General features: G+C 65.7%; 17 protein-coding genes and 1 pseudogene. 7 read left to right on the forward strand and 11 right to left on the reverse strand.

From position 1 onward, the window contains the following. The first annotated feature begins 143 nt into the window (after nt 1-143). Nucleotides 144-1,115, forward strand: coding sequence for a hypothetical protein (locus tag ACQI5H_RS20345; protein WP_427081120.1), 972 nt, complete (start codon nt 144-146; stop codon nt 1,113-1,115). A gap of 59 nt (nt 1,116-1,174) precedes the next feature. Here ACQI5H_RS20345 and ACQI5H_RS20350 read toward each other — a convergent pair whose 3' ends face one another. Next, the gene (locus ACQI5H_RS20350; RefSeq protein WP_427081121.1) at nt 1,175-1,816 is read right to left on the reverse strand and encodes a TetR/AcrR family transcriptional regulator; all 642 of its coding nucleotides are present in this window, start codon (nt 1,814-1,816) and stop codon (nt 1,175-1,177) included. Nucleotides 1,817-1,935: 119 nt separating this feature from the next. On the opposite strand from ACQI5H_RS20350, the gene ACQI5H_RS20355 reads away from it, so the two are divergent. After that, nucleotides 1,936-2,274 (forward strand): hypothetical protein, encoded by a 339-nt coding sequence (locus tag ACQI5H_RS20355; protein WP_427081122.1) that lies wholly within the window; start codon nt 1,936-1,938, stop codon nt 2,272-2,274. Here the strand turns inward: ACQI5H_RS20355 and ACQI5H_RS20360 are convergent. The 10 genes and pseudogenes from ACQI5H_RS20360 to ACQI5H_RS20405 form a co-directional block, all read right to left on the reverse strand. Beyond that, entirely contained in the window at nt 2,271-2,699 is a 429-nt protein-coding gene (locus ACQI5H_RS20360; protein ID WP_427081123.1) for a cellulose-binding domain-containing protein, read from the reverse strand. The genes ACQI5H_RS20355 and ACQI5H_RS20360 overlap by 4 nt on opposite strands. Nucleotides 2,700-2,806: 107 nt before the next feature. Then, complete coding sequence (gene dnaB, locus ACQI5H_RS20365; protein WP_427081124.1) at nt 2,807-4,183, reverse strand: replicative DNA helicase; 1,377 nt, start codon at nt 4,181-4,183, stop codon at nt 2,807-2,809. A 533-nt stretch (nt 4,184-4,716) separates the two neighbouring features. Continuing rightward, complete coding sequence (rplI, locus tag ACQI5H_RS20370) at nt 4,717-5,175, reverse strand: 50S ribosomal protein L9 (protein WP_076128959.1); 459 nt, start codon at nt 5,173-5,175, stop codon at nt 4,717-4,719. Between the two features lie 30 nt (nt 5,176-5,205). Then, nucleotides 5,206-5,460 (reverse strand): 30S ribosomal protein S18, encoded by a 255-nt coding sequence (rpsR, locus tag ACQI5H_RS20375; RefSeq protein WP_076064574.1) that lies wholly within the window; start codon nt 5,458-5,460, stop codon nt 5,206-5,208. Nucleotides 5,461-5,501: 41 nt separating this feature from the next. Continuing rightward, nucleotides 5,502-6,020 (reverse strand): single-stranded DNA-binding protein, encoded by a 519-nt coding sequence (locus tag ACQI5H_RS20380; protein WP_427081125.1) that lies wholly within the window; start codon nt 6,018-6,020, stop codon nt 5,502-5,504. Nucleotides 6,021-6,142: 122 nt separating this feature from the next. Then, complete coding sequence (gene rpsF / locus ACQI5H_RS20385; protein WP_044509152.1) at nt 6,143-6,433, reverse strand: 30S ribosomal protein S6; 291 nt, start codon at nt 6,431-6,433, stop codon at nt 6,143-6,145. A 114-nt stretch (nt 6,434-6,547) separates the two neighbouring features. Continuing rightward, complete coding sequence (locus ACQI5H_RS20390) at nt 6,548-7,189, reverse strand: DJ-1/PfpI family protein (RefSeq protein ID WP_427081181.1); 642 nt, start codon at nt 7,187-7,189, stop codon at nt 6,548-6,550. After that, nucleotides 7,146-8,829: pseudogene (locus ACQI5H_RS20395) on the reverse strand (glycosyltransferase family 87 protein); the annotation flags it as partial. The gene ACQI5H_RS20390 and the pseudogene ACQI5H_RS20395, both read right to left, overlap by 44 nt. Continuing rightward, nucleotides 8,826-11,417 (reverse strand): transglycosylase domain-containing protein, encoded by a 2,592-nt coding sequence (locus ACQI5H_RS20400; protein WP_427081126.1) that lies wholly within the window; start codon nt 11,415-11,417, stop codon nt 8,826-8,828. The pseudogene ACQI5H_RS20395 and the gene ACQI5H_RS20400, both read right to left, overlap by 4 nt. After that, a complete protein-coding gene (locus ACQI5H_RS20405) occupies nt 11,410-11,835 on the reverse strand; it encodes a DUF5318 family protein (protein ID WP_076064569.1) in 426 nt (141 codons plus the stop codon). Before ACQI5H_RS20405 ends, ACQI5H_RS20400 begins: the two co-directional genes overlap by 8 nt. 125 nt (nt 11,836-11,960) lie before the next feature. On the opposite strand from ACQI5H_RS20405, the gene ACQI5H_RS20410 reads away from it, so the two are divergent. The 5 genes from ACQI5H_RS20410 to ACQI5H_RS20430 all read left to right on the forward strand — a co-directional run bounded on the left by ACQI5H_RS20410 (nt 11,961) and on the right by ACQI5H_RS20430 (nt 16,492). Then, on the forward strand, nt 11,961-12,842 hold the full coding sequence (locus tag ACQI5H_RS20410; RefSeq protein ID WP_427081127.1) for a DUF1707 SHOCT-like domain-containing protein: 882 nt from the start codon (nt 11,961-11,963) through the stop codon (nt 12,840-12,842). 149 nt (nt 12,843-12,991) lie between these two features. Beyond that, nucleotides 12,992-13,534 (forward strand): PadR family transcriptional regulator, encoded by a 543-nt coding sequence (locus ACQI5H_RS20415; RefSeq protein WP_076064568.1) that lies wholly within the window; start codon nt 12,992-12,994, stop codon nt 13,532-13,534. Nucleotides 13,535-13,592: 58 nt separating this feature from the next. Next, nucleotides 13,593-14,690, forward strand: coding sequence for an inositol-3-phosphate synthase (locus ACQI5H_RS20420; protein ID WP_076064567.1), 1,098 nt, complete (start codon nt 13,593-13,595; stop codon nt 14,688-14,690). A gap of 97 nt (nt 14,691-14,787) precedes the next feature. After that, the gene (locus ACQI5H_RS20425; RefSeq protein ID WP_427081128.1) at nt 14,788-15,690 is read left to right on the forward strand and encodes an alpha/beta fold hydrolase; all 903 of its coding nucleotides are present in this window, start codon (nt 14,788-14,790) and stop codon (nt 15,688-15,690) included. A gap of 16 nt (nt 15,691-15,706) precedes the next feature. Further along, nucleotides 15,707-16,492, forward strand: coding sequence for an LLM class F420-dependent oxidoreductase (locus ACQI5H_RS20430; protein WP_427081129.1), 786 nt, complete (start codon nt 15,707-15,709; stop codon nt 16,490-16,492). Nucleotides 16,493-16,520: the final 28 nt, after the last annotated feature.

Genomic DNA, 16,520 nt, shown 5'->3' on the forward strand with positions numbered 1-16,520 from the left:
CCCCTGCCGCAAGCACTCCCCCGCCGTGGCCCGGATTCCCGCCCCCGCAGGGCAATGGCTACCCCATCCCGCCGCCGCACTGGCCACCGCCAAGAAAGCGCGGCCGCAAACGCCTTGTGATATCCGCGGTTTCGGCACTGATCGTGCTCGCCGTACTGGTCGCCGCCGGTATCTTCGCGGTATCCAAACTCGGCGGCCCCGACGCCGCGCAGCGCGCGGCCCAAGACCGGGAAGCCGCTCGCCTGGCCGGCCAGCATTACTTGGAAGCGCTGGCCACTGGCGATGCGCGCACCGCGCTGTCGTTGAGCGCCCAACAGCCGGCCACTCCACAACTCGTCACCGATAAAGCACTCGCCGACCAACTTTCGGCAACACCGATCACCGCCATCACAGTGACCAACGACCCTTCACAGAATCCGGATACCCAGCCCGACACCCAGCGTGTCGTTCTGTCGGCACACTTCGGGCCCACCCCGTCACAAACGGTGATGACCGCCCACAAAAAAGACGGCCAGTGGAAGCTGGACACCACCACCGTCGCGATCATGATCGCCGCGCCGCCCAATGCCGCTGCGGCGATGAAAGCCCTCACCGTCGGCGGGGCCCTTACCAATGGCGCCAGCCCAATCTCGGTGTTCCCCGGAACACCGCAGGTCTCCTCCTCCAACCGCTACATCGACATCAGCGCCCCCACCACACCGCTGCTGCTCGAAGCGCTGACCGCCGCCAATCCGCCCGCTATCGCGCCCGTGGTCGCGCTCAATGACGCCGGCCGGCAGGCCTCATTAGAGGCCGTCGATAGACGACTCCACTACTGCTTCGCAGGGGTTGCATCTCCCGCCGGATGCTGCCCGCGCGGTTGTCCGATCATCAGTAACAACGGCGCTAACCTCGACCCCGACAGCATGAACCTCATCAGCCTGGAAAGCACTGACAACATGCACTACGAGCTTGATCCCAACGTCATGAAGGTTCACGTCACCGGAGACATGCGCTACAGCGCGCGCGGAACCCACCAATCCCAGCCAATTTCATTCCGTCAAACATGGACTGTGGACAGCATGGTAGACCTGACCACCCAACCAACCGTCTACGTGCCAAACCAACCACGATAGTCCCCTGGCCGGTCGTTACACGTTGCAGCCCAACGCTTCTCGCATCCGTGATGATTGAGCTAGCGTGGCGGCTTCTTCGCATCAGTCGCGGTGTTGATGGACCGTTCCCAGATGGTGGCCAGGGTGTCGACGAGTGCGTCGAGTTCGGCATCGCCGGTTTCCGGGGTGAGGGTGAGCATCCGATGGATGTTCATGGTGACGAGGGCAAGGGCCGTCTGGTGCGGGTCAGCAAGATCGGGGCCTAAGCGGTCGATGACGGTCTCGGCGACCGCGACGACGGGGTCGATCAGTCCGGCCCGTGCGGCCTCGATGTCCGGGTCGTCGATCGACGACCAGAAGACCGCCCGCAGGATCGCGCTGTGGCGCCGGTAGGTGCGCGCCGCACTGGCCAAAGCTGTCCGCCCGGCCACGACAGGATCATCGGCGGTGCGCCATCGCTCCAGCGCGGCGTCGGCGTCGGCGCGCAGTGGCCGCACCAGGGCCTCGAGGAGTTCGCTTCGGTCGCGGAAGTAGACGTAGAACGATTTGCGCGAGAGCGTCGTCCGAGCCATAACGGCGGCGACGGACACCGTGTGTGCTGGCTGCTGTGCGAGCAATTCCTTTGCGGCGTCGATAATTTCGCGTCGCGCGTCGGCGGGGGCGCGCCGCCGCCGCGGGCCTGCCGGACGGGGTGGGGCACCGTCACCTTTCGTTACTGCCACATTGGCAGTATAGTCACCCCGTGTTACTGCCATAGTGGCAGTAGTGGTCGCGAAGGCGGGAGTGTCGGATGCGTGCAGGTTGGGTCCGCGTGGTTCATGCGCCACGCTGGTATTGCGTCGTGGTCGGGATTTTCTTGGCGGTGCGTGCGGTGTCGACATTGGCAGCGGGCGCGAATTTCGCCCTGCCCGGTGACGGGTGGCGATCTGTTTGGCAATTGCTGCTGGTGGCGGTGCTAGCGGTCGGCGTCGCGTCGCCGCGCGTGGCCTGGCCGGCCGTCGCCGTGGTCGGGGTGGTGTACACAGTGGCGACGGTCCTAGAGGCGTTCCACGGCGCCGATCTGTTCGGGGTGGTGCCGGTCGACATGCGCGACCGGATCGTGCACCCGCTGCTGGCGATTGTTGCGGCCCTGAGCTTGTCGCTTGGAGGGCGTCGAGCCTCAGTACCCAGTCGCGACTAGGTGCACGGATATTGCCCGTTGAGCACACAATTCGACGGTGGCGTGTAGGTGCCGGTCAGCACGCCTCTGAGACCACCTGTGGCGGACCCACCGGGTGCGATGACGCGATTCCAATTCGCAGGAGTGAGAACATAGTGCGTGCCAGATTGGGTGACGGTGCTGTTCCACGTGTGCACGACGGATTGTCCCGCCGGCATGTCGAACTCAAGCTTCCAATCGCTCAGCGGCGCCATGCTCGCGTTGGTGACGGCGAAGCGAGCGATGAAACCGGTCTGCCACGTATGTTCCACCGAAAACGTCGCAGCGGCCGCGGCCGCATGAGCTACCGGGGCGATGACGAGCCCAAGGATGGCAACCATCACTGCCGACACAGTTACGTGAAGCGCTGCGCGCCAGCGTTTCACGTGGTTCTTCGGTCCGGACATAGTAGCCAACACTAGAGCCGAACAGGCGATATTGGCTCTCGCATCGCGGGTAAGCTGCAGTACCTTTGCTTAACCGAAACCGTCACGAAACCTTCGCCGGACGAACCTCACCGCGCCATGTTGGCGAACCGCGACAGGTGCAGTTGATGCGCGACGGTGACCGTCTTGGTCGGGCCGTTGCGGTGCTTGGCGAGAATGAAATCCGCCTCTCCCCCGCGTGGGTCGTCCCGCTCGAACGCGTCCGGCCGGTGCAGCAGGATCACGACGTCCGCGTCCTGCTCCAGTGATCCCGACTCACGAAGGTCGGCCAGCATGGGCTTCTTGTCGGTGCGCTGTTCGGGACCGCGGTTCAGCTGGCTGATCGCGACCACCGGAACCTCGAGCTCCTTCGCCAAAAGCTTGAGATGCCTTGAGAATTCCGACACTTCGACCTGGCGCGACTCGTGCTTCTTGCCCGACGTCATCAGCTGCATGTAGTCGACCACGATCAGCTTCAGGTCGGCTTTCTGCCGCAGCCGGCGCGCCTTGGCGCGGATCTCCATCATGGTGAGGTTGGGCGAGTCGTCGATATACAGTGGGGCCTCACTGATTTCGCTCATCCGCCGCGCCAGCCGCGTCCAGTCGTCGTCGTTCATCCGACCCGAGCGCATATCGGCCAGCTTGATCTTCGCCTCCGCCGACAGCAGCCGCATCACGATCTCGGACTTGCTCATCTCCAACGAGAAGATCACGCTGGCCAGCCGGTGCTTGATCGAACACGACCGCAAAAAATCCAATCCTAGTGTCGATTTGCCCACTCCAGGTCGCGCCGCCACGATGATCATCTGCCCGGGGTGCAGGCCGTTGGTGACCTCGTCGAGCTCGGTGAAGCCCGTCGGCACGCCGCGCGCCAGACCACCGCTCGAGGCGATGGCGTCGATCTCGTCCATCGTCGGCTGCAGCAGGTCCTCGAGTGGAACGAAGTCCTCGGAAAGCCGGCGATCGGCGACGTCGTAGATTTCGGCCTGCGCGCGGTCGACCACCTCGGCGACGTCGGCTCCCTCGGCGCCCGCGTATCCGTACTGCACCACGCGCGTGCCGGCTTCCACGAGCCGGCGCAGCAATGCCTTCTCGGCCACGATGCCGGCGTAATAGCCCGCATTGGCGGCCGTCGGCACCGTCGAGATCAGCGTGTGCAAGTACGGCGCGCCGCCGATCCGGCGGAGCAACCCGCGGCGGTCCAGCTCTGCGGCAACCGTCACCGCGTCGGCAGGCTCCCCACGGCCGTAGAGGTCCAGGATCGCGTCGTAGACATTCTGGTGCGCCGGACGATAGAAGTCGCCGGGCCGCAGCCGCTCCAGCACATCGGCGATGGCGTCCTTGCTGAGCAGCATGCCGCCCAGCACCGACTGTTCGGCGGCCAGATCCTGCGGCGGCTGACGGCCGTAATCTTCACTGGGAGGCGAGGCGTCCATGCCGGGCGCTAAGTCATCGACAACCGCCATGGCTCTCACCTCCCTCTGTCACAGAGTATCCGAACATACATTCGACACCCGGTATTGAGAGCGTAAGCCCGGGCACTGACGCCCCCGACTCAAGCACCCGGATAGCCTTGCGCCGGGACGACGGTAAACGTTGCTGGCAAGTACTTAAAGGGGCCACTGTTCATAACGCTGTGCATCGTGTGTGCATATCCGTCGACACCTGTGTTGAACGGGGTGTGGAGAACCTGTGGATTAATCTCGGGCGTCCTGACATCGCTGCAGATACGCGCAGTACAACACCGCACAATTGGTGTGGACAAGAATCTCTTCGGCGTGTCGCCGCAGGTTACCGTGTCGGGCGTGTTGGCTTTCGGCCACATTTTCGGCACGTTAAGGGCGGGTTAAGGGGCCCCTCCTGGAGGGCACCGGAAATAGTTCGCCAGACCCACCGCTGAACCATCGTCAAAGCGGGCACACAGCGCCCTCGAAGCGCCTAAGATTTGGCGCCCGGCCGATCGGGCGATCGCCGTCGGCATTGAGCAAACGCCGCGGGGTTAGCCCTCCGCGACGACCTCGAGCGCGACCTCGACATCGATCTCGGGGTGCAGGTGCACCGACACCGGGTGCGTGCCGACGGCTTTGATGTGCGTCTTGGGTAGCCGGACGATGCGCTTGTCGAGATTGGGTCCGCCGGCTTTCTTGATGGCCGCGACCACGTCACCGGTGGTCACCGAGCCGAACAACTTACCCGAGTCGGCCGCGGTCTTCACCGGCAGCGAAACCGGGCCCAGCGCCTCGATCGCCGTCTTGATTTCGGTGGCGTGCTCGAGGTCGCGCACGGTCTTGGTATCCCGGGCCCGGCGGATGTCGTCGGCCTGCTTCTGCGCGCCGCGCGAGGCGACGATCGCCAGGCCGCGCGGGAGCAGGAAGTTTCGGCCGTACCCGTCCTTGACCTCGACGGTGTCGCCGACGGCGCCGAGGTGGTCGACATCGGCCGTCAAAATCAGCTTCATCGTTTCGTACTTTCGGTTAAGCCTCGGCGGCTATCGCGCCGAGGAGGTGAAGGGCAGCAGGGCCACCTCGCGTGCATTCTTCACGGCGAGCGCAATGTCGCGCTGGTGCTGCACACAGTTGCCGGTCACGCGACGCGCGCGGATCTTGCCGCGCTCGCTGATGTACGTGCGCAGCAGCGCGGTGTCCTTGTAGTCGATCGCTTGTTCCTTCTTGCCACAGAAGACGCATTTGCGCGCCTTCACCGGCTTTTCCGGAGCCGGGCGCCGCTTGTTGGACTTGGCCATGTCTGTCTTTCTTTCGTTTCCTACTGCTGAAGTGTGTTTGATCAGAAGGGTGGTTCGTCGTCACCGCCGCCGAAGGAGCCCGACGCCGGGGCGCTGCCCCACGGGTCGTCCCCGCCGCCGCTCGGTTGCGCCGCCGGCGCCTGGCGCGAACCGCCGCCGCCACCGCCACCGAAGCCACCGCCGCCGGCGCCACTGCGGCTGGCCTTGTTGACCTTGGCGGTGGCGTAGCGAAGCGAGGGCCCGATCTCGTCGACCTCGACTTCCACGACAGTGCGCTTCTCGCCTTCGCGGGTCTCGAAGGAGCGCTGCTTGAGCCGTCCGGTGACGATCACCCGCGCCCCGCGGGTGAGGCTCTCCGCGACGTTCTCAGCGGCCTCGCGCCAGATGTTGCACCGCAGGAACAGCGCCTCGCCGTCTTTCCATTCCCCGCTTTGGCGGTCATAGATCCGCGGGGTCGATGCCACGGTGAAGTTCGCCACCGCGGCGCCCGACGGGGTGAACCGCAGTTCGGGATCAGCGGTCAGGTTTCCGACAACGGTGATAGTGGTGTCACCAGCCACTGTGCCCTCCTGGGTCCGTCCTGGTCCTCGCCTCGGGACGAGAGATGGTCATGAGCGTGTTCCTCGCTGAGCCTACGCAAGCCTGACGACAGCGGGCAGCCAGCGCCGCCGTTGACGTCCGCTTAGTGCTTGTCGGTGCGCATCACCTTGGTGCGCAGCACCGACTCGTTGAGGCTCAGCTGACGGTCGAGTTCGGATACCGTCGCCGGCTCGGCCTTCAGATCGACGACGACGTAGATGCCTTCGGCGTGCTTCGCGATCTCGTACGCCAGCCGCCGCTTACCCCAGATGTCGACCTTGTCGACGGTGCCGCCGTCCTTGCGGACGACGTTGAGGAACGTCTCCAATGACGGAGCGACGGTTCGTTCGTCGAGCGTGGGGTCAAGAATGACCATGATTTCGTATGGACGCATGGAAACCTCACCACCTCCTCTGGTCTGCGCGGCCACGGTCGATCCGTGGCAGGAGGGTCGCCTGCGTCGGCAACCGCCCCAGGGTACCGGAAGGTGATCTGCGCAGCGAAATCGTTACTGCCGGGCGCGCAGGTATTCGTTGGCCCGCGCCACGGTGGCCTCGTCGGCCTTGGTGAGCGCGCCCGAATCGAAGGGCGGCTGAGGGTCGTACTCGATGAGTAGTTGCGCGGCCTGCGCCGCCTGACGATCGACGAGCAGTTCAACCAGGCGCAGCGTCATGTCGATGCCGCTGGACACGCCCGCGGCGGTGATGATCCGCTGTGGCAGATGTTCGACGACGCGTTCGGGCACATAGCGCGCGCCCAACTCGTCGAGCAGGTCCGCGGCCCGCCAGTGCGTCGTCGCGGTGAGCCCATCGAGCAGGCCCGCGGCGGCGAGTAACAGCGCACCGGTGCACACCGAGGTAGTGAATGCGGTGGTCGGGTGTACCGACTGCAGCCAGGCGCGAATTGCGTCGTCGTGAATCAGCGCCCGGGTTCCGATGCCGCCCGGGAACACCACGACGTCGGGGGCGCCGACTTCGTCCAATGTGGCGTCGCACGTGATGCCCAGCATCCCGTTTTCGGTGCGCACCTCGCCGCGGCGGTGCCCGACGAACACCACGTCGATCGATGGAATGCGTTGCAGCACTTCGTAAGGCCCGACGGCATCGAGCGCGGTGAACCGCGGGAACAGTGGAATCGCGACCTGCGTCATGGCTGGCTCGCCGCGGCCGCGGTTTCCGCGCCGCTTTCGGCCGGGGCAGCCCGTCGGTGTGCGGGCGGGCGTAGCCAATCAGGCAGCCAACCCGGCGGGGCGTCGGGCGCGCGGTCGAAAGGCCCGCCCGCCGGGTCGTCCACCCGCCCGCCCCAGCGCACCAGGTCCTCGTCCGGTCGGTAGATCTGCCGGATCACCAGCGCGCACAGCGCCATGACCGCGAGGTCGCGCAGCAACACCGTCGTCGTGAAGAACTGTTCCGGCAGCGCGCGATTCGGGTTGCCATACAGGAAATACATGCGTGGCACCCATACCACCGCGTCAATCGTCATCCACGCCAGAAGTATTCGGCGGTGCGGCAACGCCAGCACGGCCAGCGGTACCAGCCAGAGCGAGAACTGCGGGCTCCACACCTTGTTGGTCAACAGAAATGCCGCCACTATCAGAAACGCCAGCTGCGCCACCCGCGGCCGTCGCGGAGCGGTCAGAGCGATGAAAGTGATTGCGGCGCAGCATATTAGGAAGGACACCGCGACCACCGTGTTGAGCACCGTGGGCGGTTCCCAGAAGCCCAGCTTGGGATCGAAACCGCGCCAGCCGGTGAAAGATTTGACGACGTTGTACAGCGAGTCCATGTCGTCGCCGCGGCGGGTGTTGAGCCGGAAGAACTCCGACCATCCACGCGGAAAGAGCAGCAACACAGGTAAATTCACCAACAGCCAGGTCGCCGCGGCGGCCGCTGTGGTGCGGGTCCAGGCACGAAGGCGGCCGGTCCGTATGCCCAGCACCAGCATCGGGCCGAGGAACAACAGCGGGTACAGCTTGGCCGCGGCGCCCAATCCGATGAGCGCGCCGGCCAGCACGGGTTTGCGGCGCGCCCACGCCAACATTCCGGCGAGGGCGAATCCCGTTGCCAGCGCATCGAAGTTGGTGAATATCTGAAAGATCAGCAGTGGTGAGGCGGCCACCAGCGCCGCATCCCAGATGCGACGGCCGGACAGGCCCGCCGTCGCCCAGACGGTCGCGAGCCAGGCCAGCGCCAGGCCGAAGGCCGCGACGTCGAAGAACACCACAACCTCGGCGACGACCGGAAGGGGGGCGACCTTGCTCAGCGCGGTGTAGGTCTTGGCCACCGCCATCGACGCGTACTGATAGACGCCGGTCAACACCGGATACTCCATGTATCGCACCGCCGGCTGGCCGTCATAGCGGGTCTGCGGCGAACCGCTGTTGTCACTTTCGATCCAGCTCGACTTGTACGGAAACTTGCCCTGGCTCAACAGCTCCGCGCCGTAGAGCGGCACCGTGTCGGAGTAGCACAACTCGTAGTAGGCGCGTTGGTTGTCCCAGTTGGCGACCCGCTGATCGCCCGTGCCGGTACCGGTGCTCTGCAGGCAGGCCGCCTTCGTCGACCAGCCGAGCGCCAAGAACACCAGCCCGATCAGAAACATGACGCGCAGCGGAGTCATCAGCCGAGCGCGCCCGATCAGCGCGTGCCGACCCACCGGTCCGCCGATCGCATCCGCCAGGGCGGCACCCAGAGAATCGGTGTGGCTTGGGCAATCGCGGTTGCCGGCGCTACGCAAATCCGCGGCCAGCGGTCGCGGCGAAATGGCGCTCTGCTGCCGAGCGCCGGTCACGGTGGCGGCTGGAGAAATGGCGGGCCCCCGGGCGGTGGGCCACCTGGCTGGGGACCGCCCGGCTGGACGCCACCCGGGGCCTGTGGTGGCGGCGGCGCGACCGTGATCGTCGTGGGCGGGCCAACGGGGATGGTGATCCCCGGCGCGACCTCGACGGTGGGCTGGATGACCTGCTCAGACGGCGGTGGCGGCGGAGGTGGCGGCGCGACGGGCACGCCGGCGTAACCGCCGATCTCACTCGGTTTGGGGAAGCTCTCATTCGAGGTGCCCTTCAGTGCACCGTCCATGGTCGCCTTCCAGATGTCCGACGGCAGGCCCGAGCCGTAAACCTCTGCGCCCGAGGCGGTTACCAGCGGCACGTTGTCTTGGACGGTCCCGACCCATACAGCCGTCGAGAGCGACGGCGTGTATCCGACCATCCACGCGTCCTTGTTGGCTTTGGTGTCGCCCAGCTGCACCGTGCCGGTCTTGGCGGCCGACGCGCGCCCGCCGGCCAGGGAGTGGCCGCGCGAATAGGCGGCGATCGGCTGCATCGCCGCGGTGACGTTATCCGCCACGCCCTTGTCGAGGCGTTGCTCGCCGTTGTTGTCCGAGCCGCCGGCGTCGAAAAGGACTTGCCCATCGGCATTGACGACCTTTTGCACCAGGTGCGGCGGGTGATAGACGCCGGAGGCGGCTAGCGTTGCGTAAGCCGACGCCATGTCGATCGGTCGAGTTTGATACTGCCCCAACACGATCCCGTTGTTCGGCGGTCCGCCCTTGCCGTCCTCGGACAGCGTGTGGTCGACGCCCGGGAAGCTTTTTGCGATGCCGGCTTGGTGGGCGGCATCCGCGACGGCCTGCGGCCCATTCTTGAGCTTGAGCATCAGCCGGTAGTAGGCGGTGTTCAGCGAAAGCTTGAGCGCCTCGGCGATGTTGCAGGTCCCGCAGCTCTCGCCGTCGACGTTGGTGATCTTGATGCCGTCCACCGTCAGCGGGGAACTGTCGACCTGGTAGCCCAGCCCGATCCCTTGCTGGAGCGCGGCAACAAGTGCGAACACCTTGAACGACGATCCGGTCTGCAGGCCGGCCTGAGCGAAGTCGAAACCGTTGGCATCGGTACCGCCGTAGTAGGCGCGTATCGCGCCGTTGTGCGGGTCGATGGAAACCGCGGCGGACCGCATGTCGGGGTCTTGCCCGTCGAGGTATTTCGAGACCGCCTTCTCCGCCGCCTGCTGGGCTTTCGGATCGATGGTGGTGGTGACCTGCAATCCCTGCGTGTTGAGGGTCTGTTCGTCGATGTTGAACAGCTCCATCAGTTCCCTGGTCACCTGACGCTCGATCAGCCCGTTGGGTCCGGTCGTCTGATTCTGCGCGCGGGCTTGATCGGGCGGCACGGTGGGCGGAAAGACTTGTGCCGCGCGATCACTCGGCGACAGCGTCTTGGTTTCGACCATGCCGTCGAGCACCCAATTCCAGCGGGCCGCGGCCCCCTTTGGATCGACGGCCGGGTCCAGAGAGGACGGGCGCCGAATCAGTGCCGCCAATAGGGCGCCCTCGGACACGGTGAGCTGCTCGACGGGCTTATTGAAGTAGGCCTTGGCGGCGGCCGAAATCCCGTAGGCCCCGCGCCCGAAGTAGATGATGTTCAGATAGGCCTGCAGCACATCGTCTTTGGACCACTCCCCCGACATCTTGGTGGCAATGACCAACTCCTTGGCCTTGCGCAGCAGTCCACTGAACCCGTGTTGGGCGGAACCGACCAGGGCGTTCTTCACGTACTGCTGAGTGATCGTCGAACCGCCCTGGAGATCGCCACCGCCGAATAGATTGTTGTTCACCGCCCGCGCGAATCCGCTGAAGGAAAAGCCCGGGTTGGAATAGAAGTTGCGGTCCTCGGCGGCGATTACCGCCTGGCGCACATGCACCGGCACTTGGTTGATGTTGACATCTACCCGATTGCCTTCCGGGGGAATGATTTTCGCGATCTCCGAACCATCGCTGGCCAGGATCGTCGAGACCTGATTGGTCCGGATGTTGCCCGGTTTGGGAATGTCGACGATGAAGTACGCCATCGTGAAGGTGACGATCGGCAACAGCACCAGCACCGCCGCGGTGAGGTAGGCCGCGCGGCGAACCCATCGCCAGTTGATCTGGTCGACCCAGCTCCAGTCCAGCCGCGGCTCTGGAGCCCGCGGGTCCGGTCCAATCGGATCACCGGGCCCACCGGGCCGGCGCGGTGGAGGCGGTGGTCCGGCCGGTGGCCGCTGACCGGACATCGGACGGTTGCGCCGCCCGGGCGTTGGCGAGCGGCCGTCGAGCGCGGCCTTGACCTCATCGATCGCGTCGGTCGGCACGGGTTTCGACGGAGGAGCGTCCAGCGCGGCCTTGACCTCGTCGAGCGGGTCGCGGCGCCTGGGGCTCCGGTCGTCGACGACGGGCGGGAGGATCGTCGTCATCCGGTCGTCGGGAGGAAGCGGTCGGCGGGGGCGGGGTTCCGGGGGCGCGCCGTCGTCCGGGCGGTCGGTGCTCGCATGCTTGCCCACGCGCTCAGTCGCTGGCCCGCTCGCCTCACCGGACGACTGGTCGTGGCGCCCTTCGTTACTCAATGGCCGTGCGGGCGCCGTTGCGCGCAGTCCGGGTGCCGCGCGTGCCCTTGGGCGGGCGTGCCGCGCCGAGCACATACGACTTGACGAGGTGATTCCAGCTGCAGGTTCTGCACACCTCCACCACGTGGACCGCGAACTCCTCGTAGCGGGTAGCCAGCAAGACCAGCTCTTCGGCCGTCCGTGCAGAACCCGACACCGCACCCAAGTGCTCGCCGAACACCCACGACACCAACGTGAGCTGCTCCTTGCGGCAGATCGGGCACATCACCTGGCTGGTTTTTCCGTGAAACTTCGCGGCGCGCAGCAAATAGGGGTTCGCGTCACACACCTCGGACACACCGGTGCGGCCGGAGTACACCTCGGCCAGCACCGCGCGCCGCCGAAGCGCGTAGTCCACCACCTGTCGCTGCAGTCGCACGCTGACCAGAGTACGTCGCGATGCCGGCCGCCGATATGCAACCAACGCCGTCGCGCTGGCGGAGCCGCCGTAATCGCTCGTCACATTCAGTGCCGAACTCGCCTCGGCCTTCTACGATCATGGCCGTGGCGAAATGGCTCGGGGCACCCCTCGGTGGCGGGACGACGTCGACCACCCGCGCCAAGGACGCCGATCGGCAAGACGCCTGCGCGATTCTCGACAACGCCCTGGGCGACGGCGAACTGTCCGGGGAAGAACACCGGCAACGAGTCAGCAGCGCCACCAATGCGGTCACGCTGGGCGATCTGCGGGCGCTGTTGGCCGACCTGCAGGTGACCAACGCCCCGGCCAAGCTGCGGGGCGCGAAGCCGCCGACGAAAGTCAGCGTATGGGTCATGCTGGCCGCCGCGTTCGTCGTCTCGGTGCTACTGGGCGTCGGAATCGGATGGGGCCTCTACGGCAATGCCGGCTCGCCGCTGGACTTCGGCAACGGCCGCGAGGACCCCGGGGCCAAGCCGGACGGAGTGGCCGCCGTCGTGTTGACCCCGCCCACGCAGCTGCATTCGGTCGGCGGGCTTACCGGCCTGATGGAGCAAACCCGCAAGAGGTTCGGGGACACCGTCGGCTATCGGCTGGTGATCTACCCGACGTATGCCAGCCTCGACCGCCCCGATCCATCCGACGACCGCCGCGTGCTCGATTACACCTACCGGGGCGGGTGGGGCGATCCGACCAGTTCCGCCAAGAGCTCCGTCGATGGGCCCGTGACGGTTGACCTAAGCAAGTTCGACATCGCGGCGACCGTGGGCATCATGCGCGGCGCCCCCGAAACCCTGCACATGAAGCAGGCTGACGTCCGAACCATGTACCTGATCATCGAGCCCGGCAAGGATCCCACGGCCCCGGGGGTGCTGTCGCTGTCGCTGTACGTCTCCAGCGATTACGGTGGTGGTTCGATCACATTCGCGGGCGACGGCACCGTCAGGCGGTTGGATTTGCCCACGTAGACGGCCTATCCGGAAGCGCGGGGCCGGGCACGTTTCGCGGTGACTAATAGCACACCAACACTAGGTGCTGTTGTGGCTAATATATCGAAACGATACGATGACGCGAGGCGTCGGACCGTCGTAACCAGCCAAGCAAAGGGGGTGGATCGATGCTGGAGCTTGCCATCCTGGGGCTTCTGATCGAATCGCCCATGCACGGTTACGAGCTAAGGAAACGGCTGACCGGTTTACTCGGTGCGTTCCGTGCATTTTCGTACGGTTCGCTCTACCCGGCCCTGCGGCGCATGCAGGCCGACGGGTTGATCGCCGAGGATGCCGCCCCGGCCGGGACCCCGGTCCGGCGGGCAAGGCGCGTCTACCAACTGACCGAGGCGGGTCGTCGACGCTTCGGTGAGTTGGTGGCCGACACCGGCCCGCATAACTACACCGACGACGGCTTCGGGGTACACCTGGCCTTCTTCAACCGCACCCCGGCAGAGGCGCGGATGCGCATTCTGGAAGGCCGCCGCCGCCAGGTCGAGGAACGCCGAGAAGGTCTGCGTGAAGCCGTGGCGCGGGCCAGCAGCTCGTTCGATCGCTACACCCGCCAGCTTCACCAACTCGGGCTCGAGTCCAGCGAGCGCGAAGTCAAGTGGCTCAACGAGCTCATTGCTGCGGAACGGGCCATGCCTGGCCTCACCGAGCAGACGTAACCCCCTTGCACAAACCCGAATACCGAGACACCACGTTATTGAGTTAGGAGAACGCCCTATGAGTGAGCAACACGCGCCACAGGCGTCGACGGATGTACGAGTCGCCATTGTCGGCGTCGGAAACTGCGCGTCCTCGCTTGTTCAGGGCGTCCAGTATTACTACGACGCCGACGCGAACAGCACTGTGCCTGGCCTGATGCACGTGAAGTTCGGCCAATACCACGTTCGCGACGTCAAGTTCGTGGCCGCATTCGACGTCGACGCCAAGAAGGTCGGCTTCGATCTGTCCGAGGCAATCTTCGCGTCGGAGAACAACACGATCAAGATCGCCGACGTGCCGCCCACCAATGTGACGGTGCAGCGGGGCCCGACGCTCGACGGCATCGGCAAGTACTACGCCGACACCATCGAAGTGTCCGACGCCGAGCCGGTCGACGTGGTGAAGGTGCTCAAGGAGAACAACGTCGACGTGCTGGTCTCCTACCTGCCGGTGGGCTCCGAGGAGGCGGACAAGTTCTACGCGCAATGCGCGATCGACGCGGGGGTGGCGTTCGTCAACGCCTTGCCGGTGTTCATCGCCTCAGACCCGGTGTGGGCCAAGAAGTTCGCCGACGCGGGCGTCCCGATCGTCGGGGACGACATCAAGAGCCAGGTCGGTGCCACCATCACCCACCGCGTGATGGCCAAGCTGTTCGAGGACCGCGGCGTGCAGCTCGACCGCACCATGCAGCTCAACGTCGGCGGCAACATGGACTTCCTGAACATGCTCGAACGCGAGCGGTTGGAGTCGAAGAAGATCTCCAAGACCCAGGCCGTCACGTCCAACCTGCAGCGCGAGTTCAAGACCAAAGACGTGCACATCGGCCCGTCCGACCACGTCGGCTGGCTCGATGACCGCAAGTGGGCCTACGTCCGCCTGGAGGGCCGTGCCTTCGGCGACGTGCCGCTGAACCTTGAGTACAAGCTCGAGGTGTGGGATTCGCCGAACTCGGCGGGCGTCATCATCGACGCGGTGCGCGCGGCCAAGATCGCCAAGGACCGCGGCATCGGCGGACCGGTGGTGCCCGCTTCGGCGTACCTCATGAAGAGCCCGCCGCAGCAATTGCCCGACGACGTCGCGCGCGCCCAGCTCGAAGAGTTCATCATCGGGGCGTAACAGCGCCTGCGGCCCCGTGGCGTGCGTTCAGGGCGCCCTGTAAGAACACGCAAAGCCCTGGACGCACACTCGGCGGCTCAAAGTAGTGTCGGAGATCGTGACCGAGATCTCCGAGGACGAACTGGTTGGACTGCACGAGTTCGCGCTGCTGCCCGAAAACGCCGAGCAGGCTGGGGTTTCAGGACCGCTGCCGCAGGTCCGGCGGATCGATACCGGTCCGATTAGCGCACTGCAATGGGGTGACTCGCCGCCGAGGATCGTTTTCCTGCACGGCGGCGGGCAGAACGCACACACGTGGGACACCGTCATCGTCGGTGTCGGGGAGCCGGCGCTTGCAGTCGACCTTCCGGGTCATGGACATTCCGCCTGGCATGAGGACGGCGACTACTCACCGCAGCACAACGCCGAGGCCCTGGTGCCGGTGCTGCGCGAGCTCGCACCCTCCGCCGACGTTGTGGTGGGCATGTCGCTGGGCGGTTTGACCGGGATCCGGCTGGCCGCTGTCGCGCCCGACCTGGTGCCCGAACTCGTTCTCATCGACGTGACCCCGTCGGCGCTGCAGCGGCATTCCGAGCTGACCAAAGAACAGCAAGGCACCGTCGCGCTGATGCACGGCGAGCGGGAGTTCCCCAGCTTCCAGGCGATGCTGGACCTCACGATCGCCGCGGCGCCACACCGCGAGGTGACGGCGCTGCGCCGGGGTGTCTTCCATAACTCCCGCCGGCTCGACAACGGAAATTGGACGTGGCGCTATGACGCCATCCGAACATTCCCCGACTTCGCTGGCCTGTGGGACGACGTCGACACCCTATCCGCGCCGATCACATTGGTGCGCGGTGGTTCATCGGGCTTCGTTACCGATGACGATGCGGCCGAACTCCGCAGGCGCGCAAAGCATTTCCGAACTGCACACGTCGTAGAGAATTCCGGGCACTCGGTGCAAAGCGACCAGCCGCGCGCACTGATCGATCTGGTGCGCGGGGTGCTCGAGGCACACTGAGACTACGGTTGCACACATGACTGCTGAGCGCCCCATCCGCGTCGGTGTGCAGCTGCAACCGCAGCACGCCCCGCACTACGGCCATCTTCGCGACGCCGTGCGCCGCTGTGAGGACATCGGCGTCGACATCGCCTTCAACTGGGACCATTTCTTCCCGCTGTACGGGGATCCCGACGGCCCGCACTTCGAGTGCTGGACCATGCTCGGCGCCTGGGCCGAGCAGACGTCGCGCATCGAAATCGGCGCGCTGGTGACATGCAACTCCTACCGGAATCCGGAGCTGCTGGCCGACATGGCCCGCACCGTCGACCACATATCGGACGGCCGGCTCGTCCTGGGCATCGGTTCGGGCTGGAAGCAAAAGGACTACGACGAGTACGGCTACGAGTTCGGCACCGCGGGCAGCCGCCTCGACGACCTGGCGGAAGCCCTGCCCCGAATCAAGGCGCGGCTGGCCAAACTCAACCCGGCGCCCACCCGTGACATCCCGGTCCTGATCGGCGGTGGGGGCGAACGCAAGACCCTGCGGCTCGTCGCCGAGCACGCGGATATCTGGCACAGCTTTACCTCGGCCGACGAGTTCCCAGCTAAGACGGATGTCCTCGGGCGGCATTGCGCCGACGTTGGGCGCGATCCGGCCGAAATCGAACGCTCGGCGGCGGTTGGTAACTCGGGCTCGCTGATCGACAACGCCGAAACCCTCGTGGGCCTCGGCGCCACGCTGCTGACGGTCGGCGTCAACGGCCCGGACTACGACCTGAGTGCCGCCGAGTCACTATGCAAGTGGCGCGATAAGCGCTAACCCCTCGATTCGAGGTTTGCTCCAATTC

This window comes from Mycobacterium heidelbergense (genome assembly GCF_050205645.1).
Classification (GTDB): domain Bacteria; phylum Actinomycetota; class Actinomycetes; order Mycobacteriales; family Mycobacteriaceae; genus Mycobacterium; species Mycobacterium heidelbergense_A.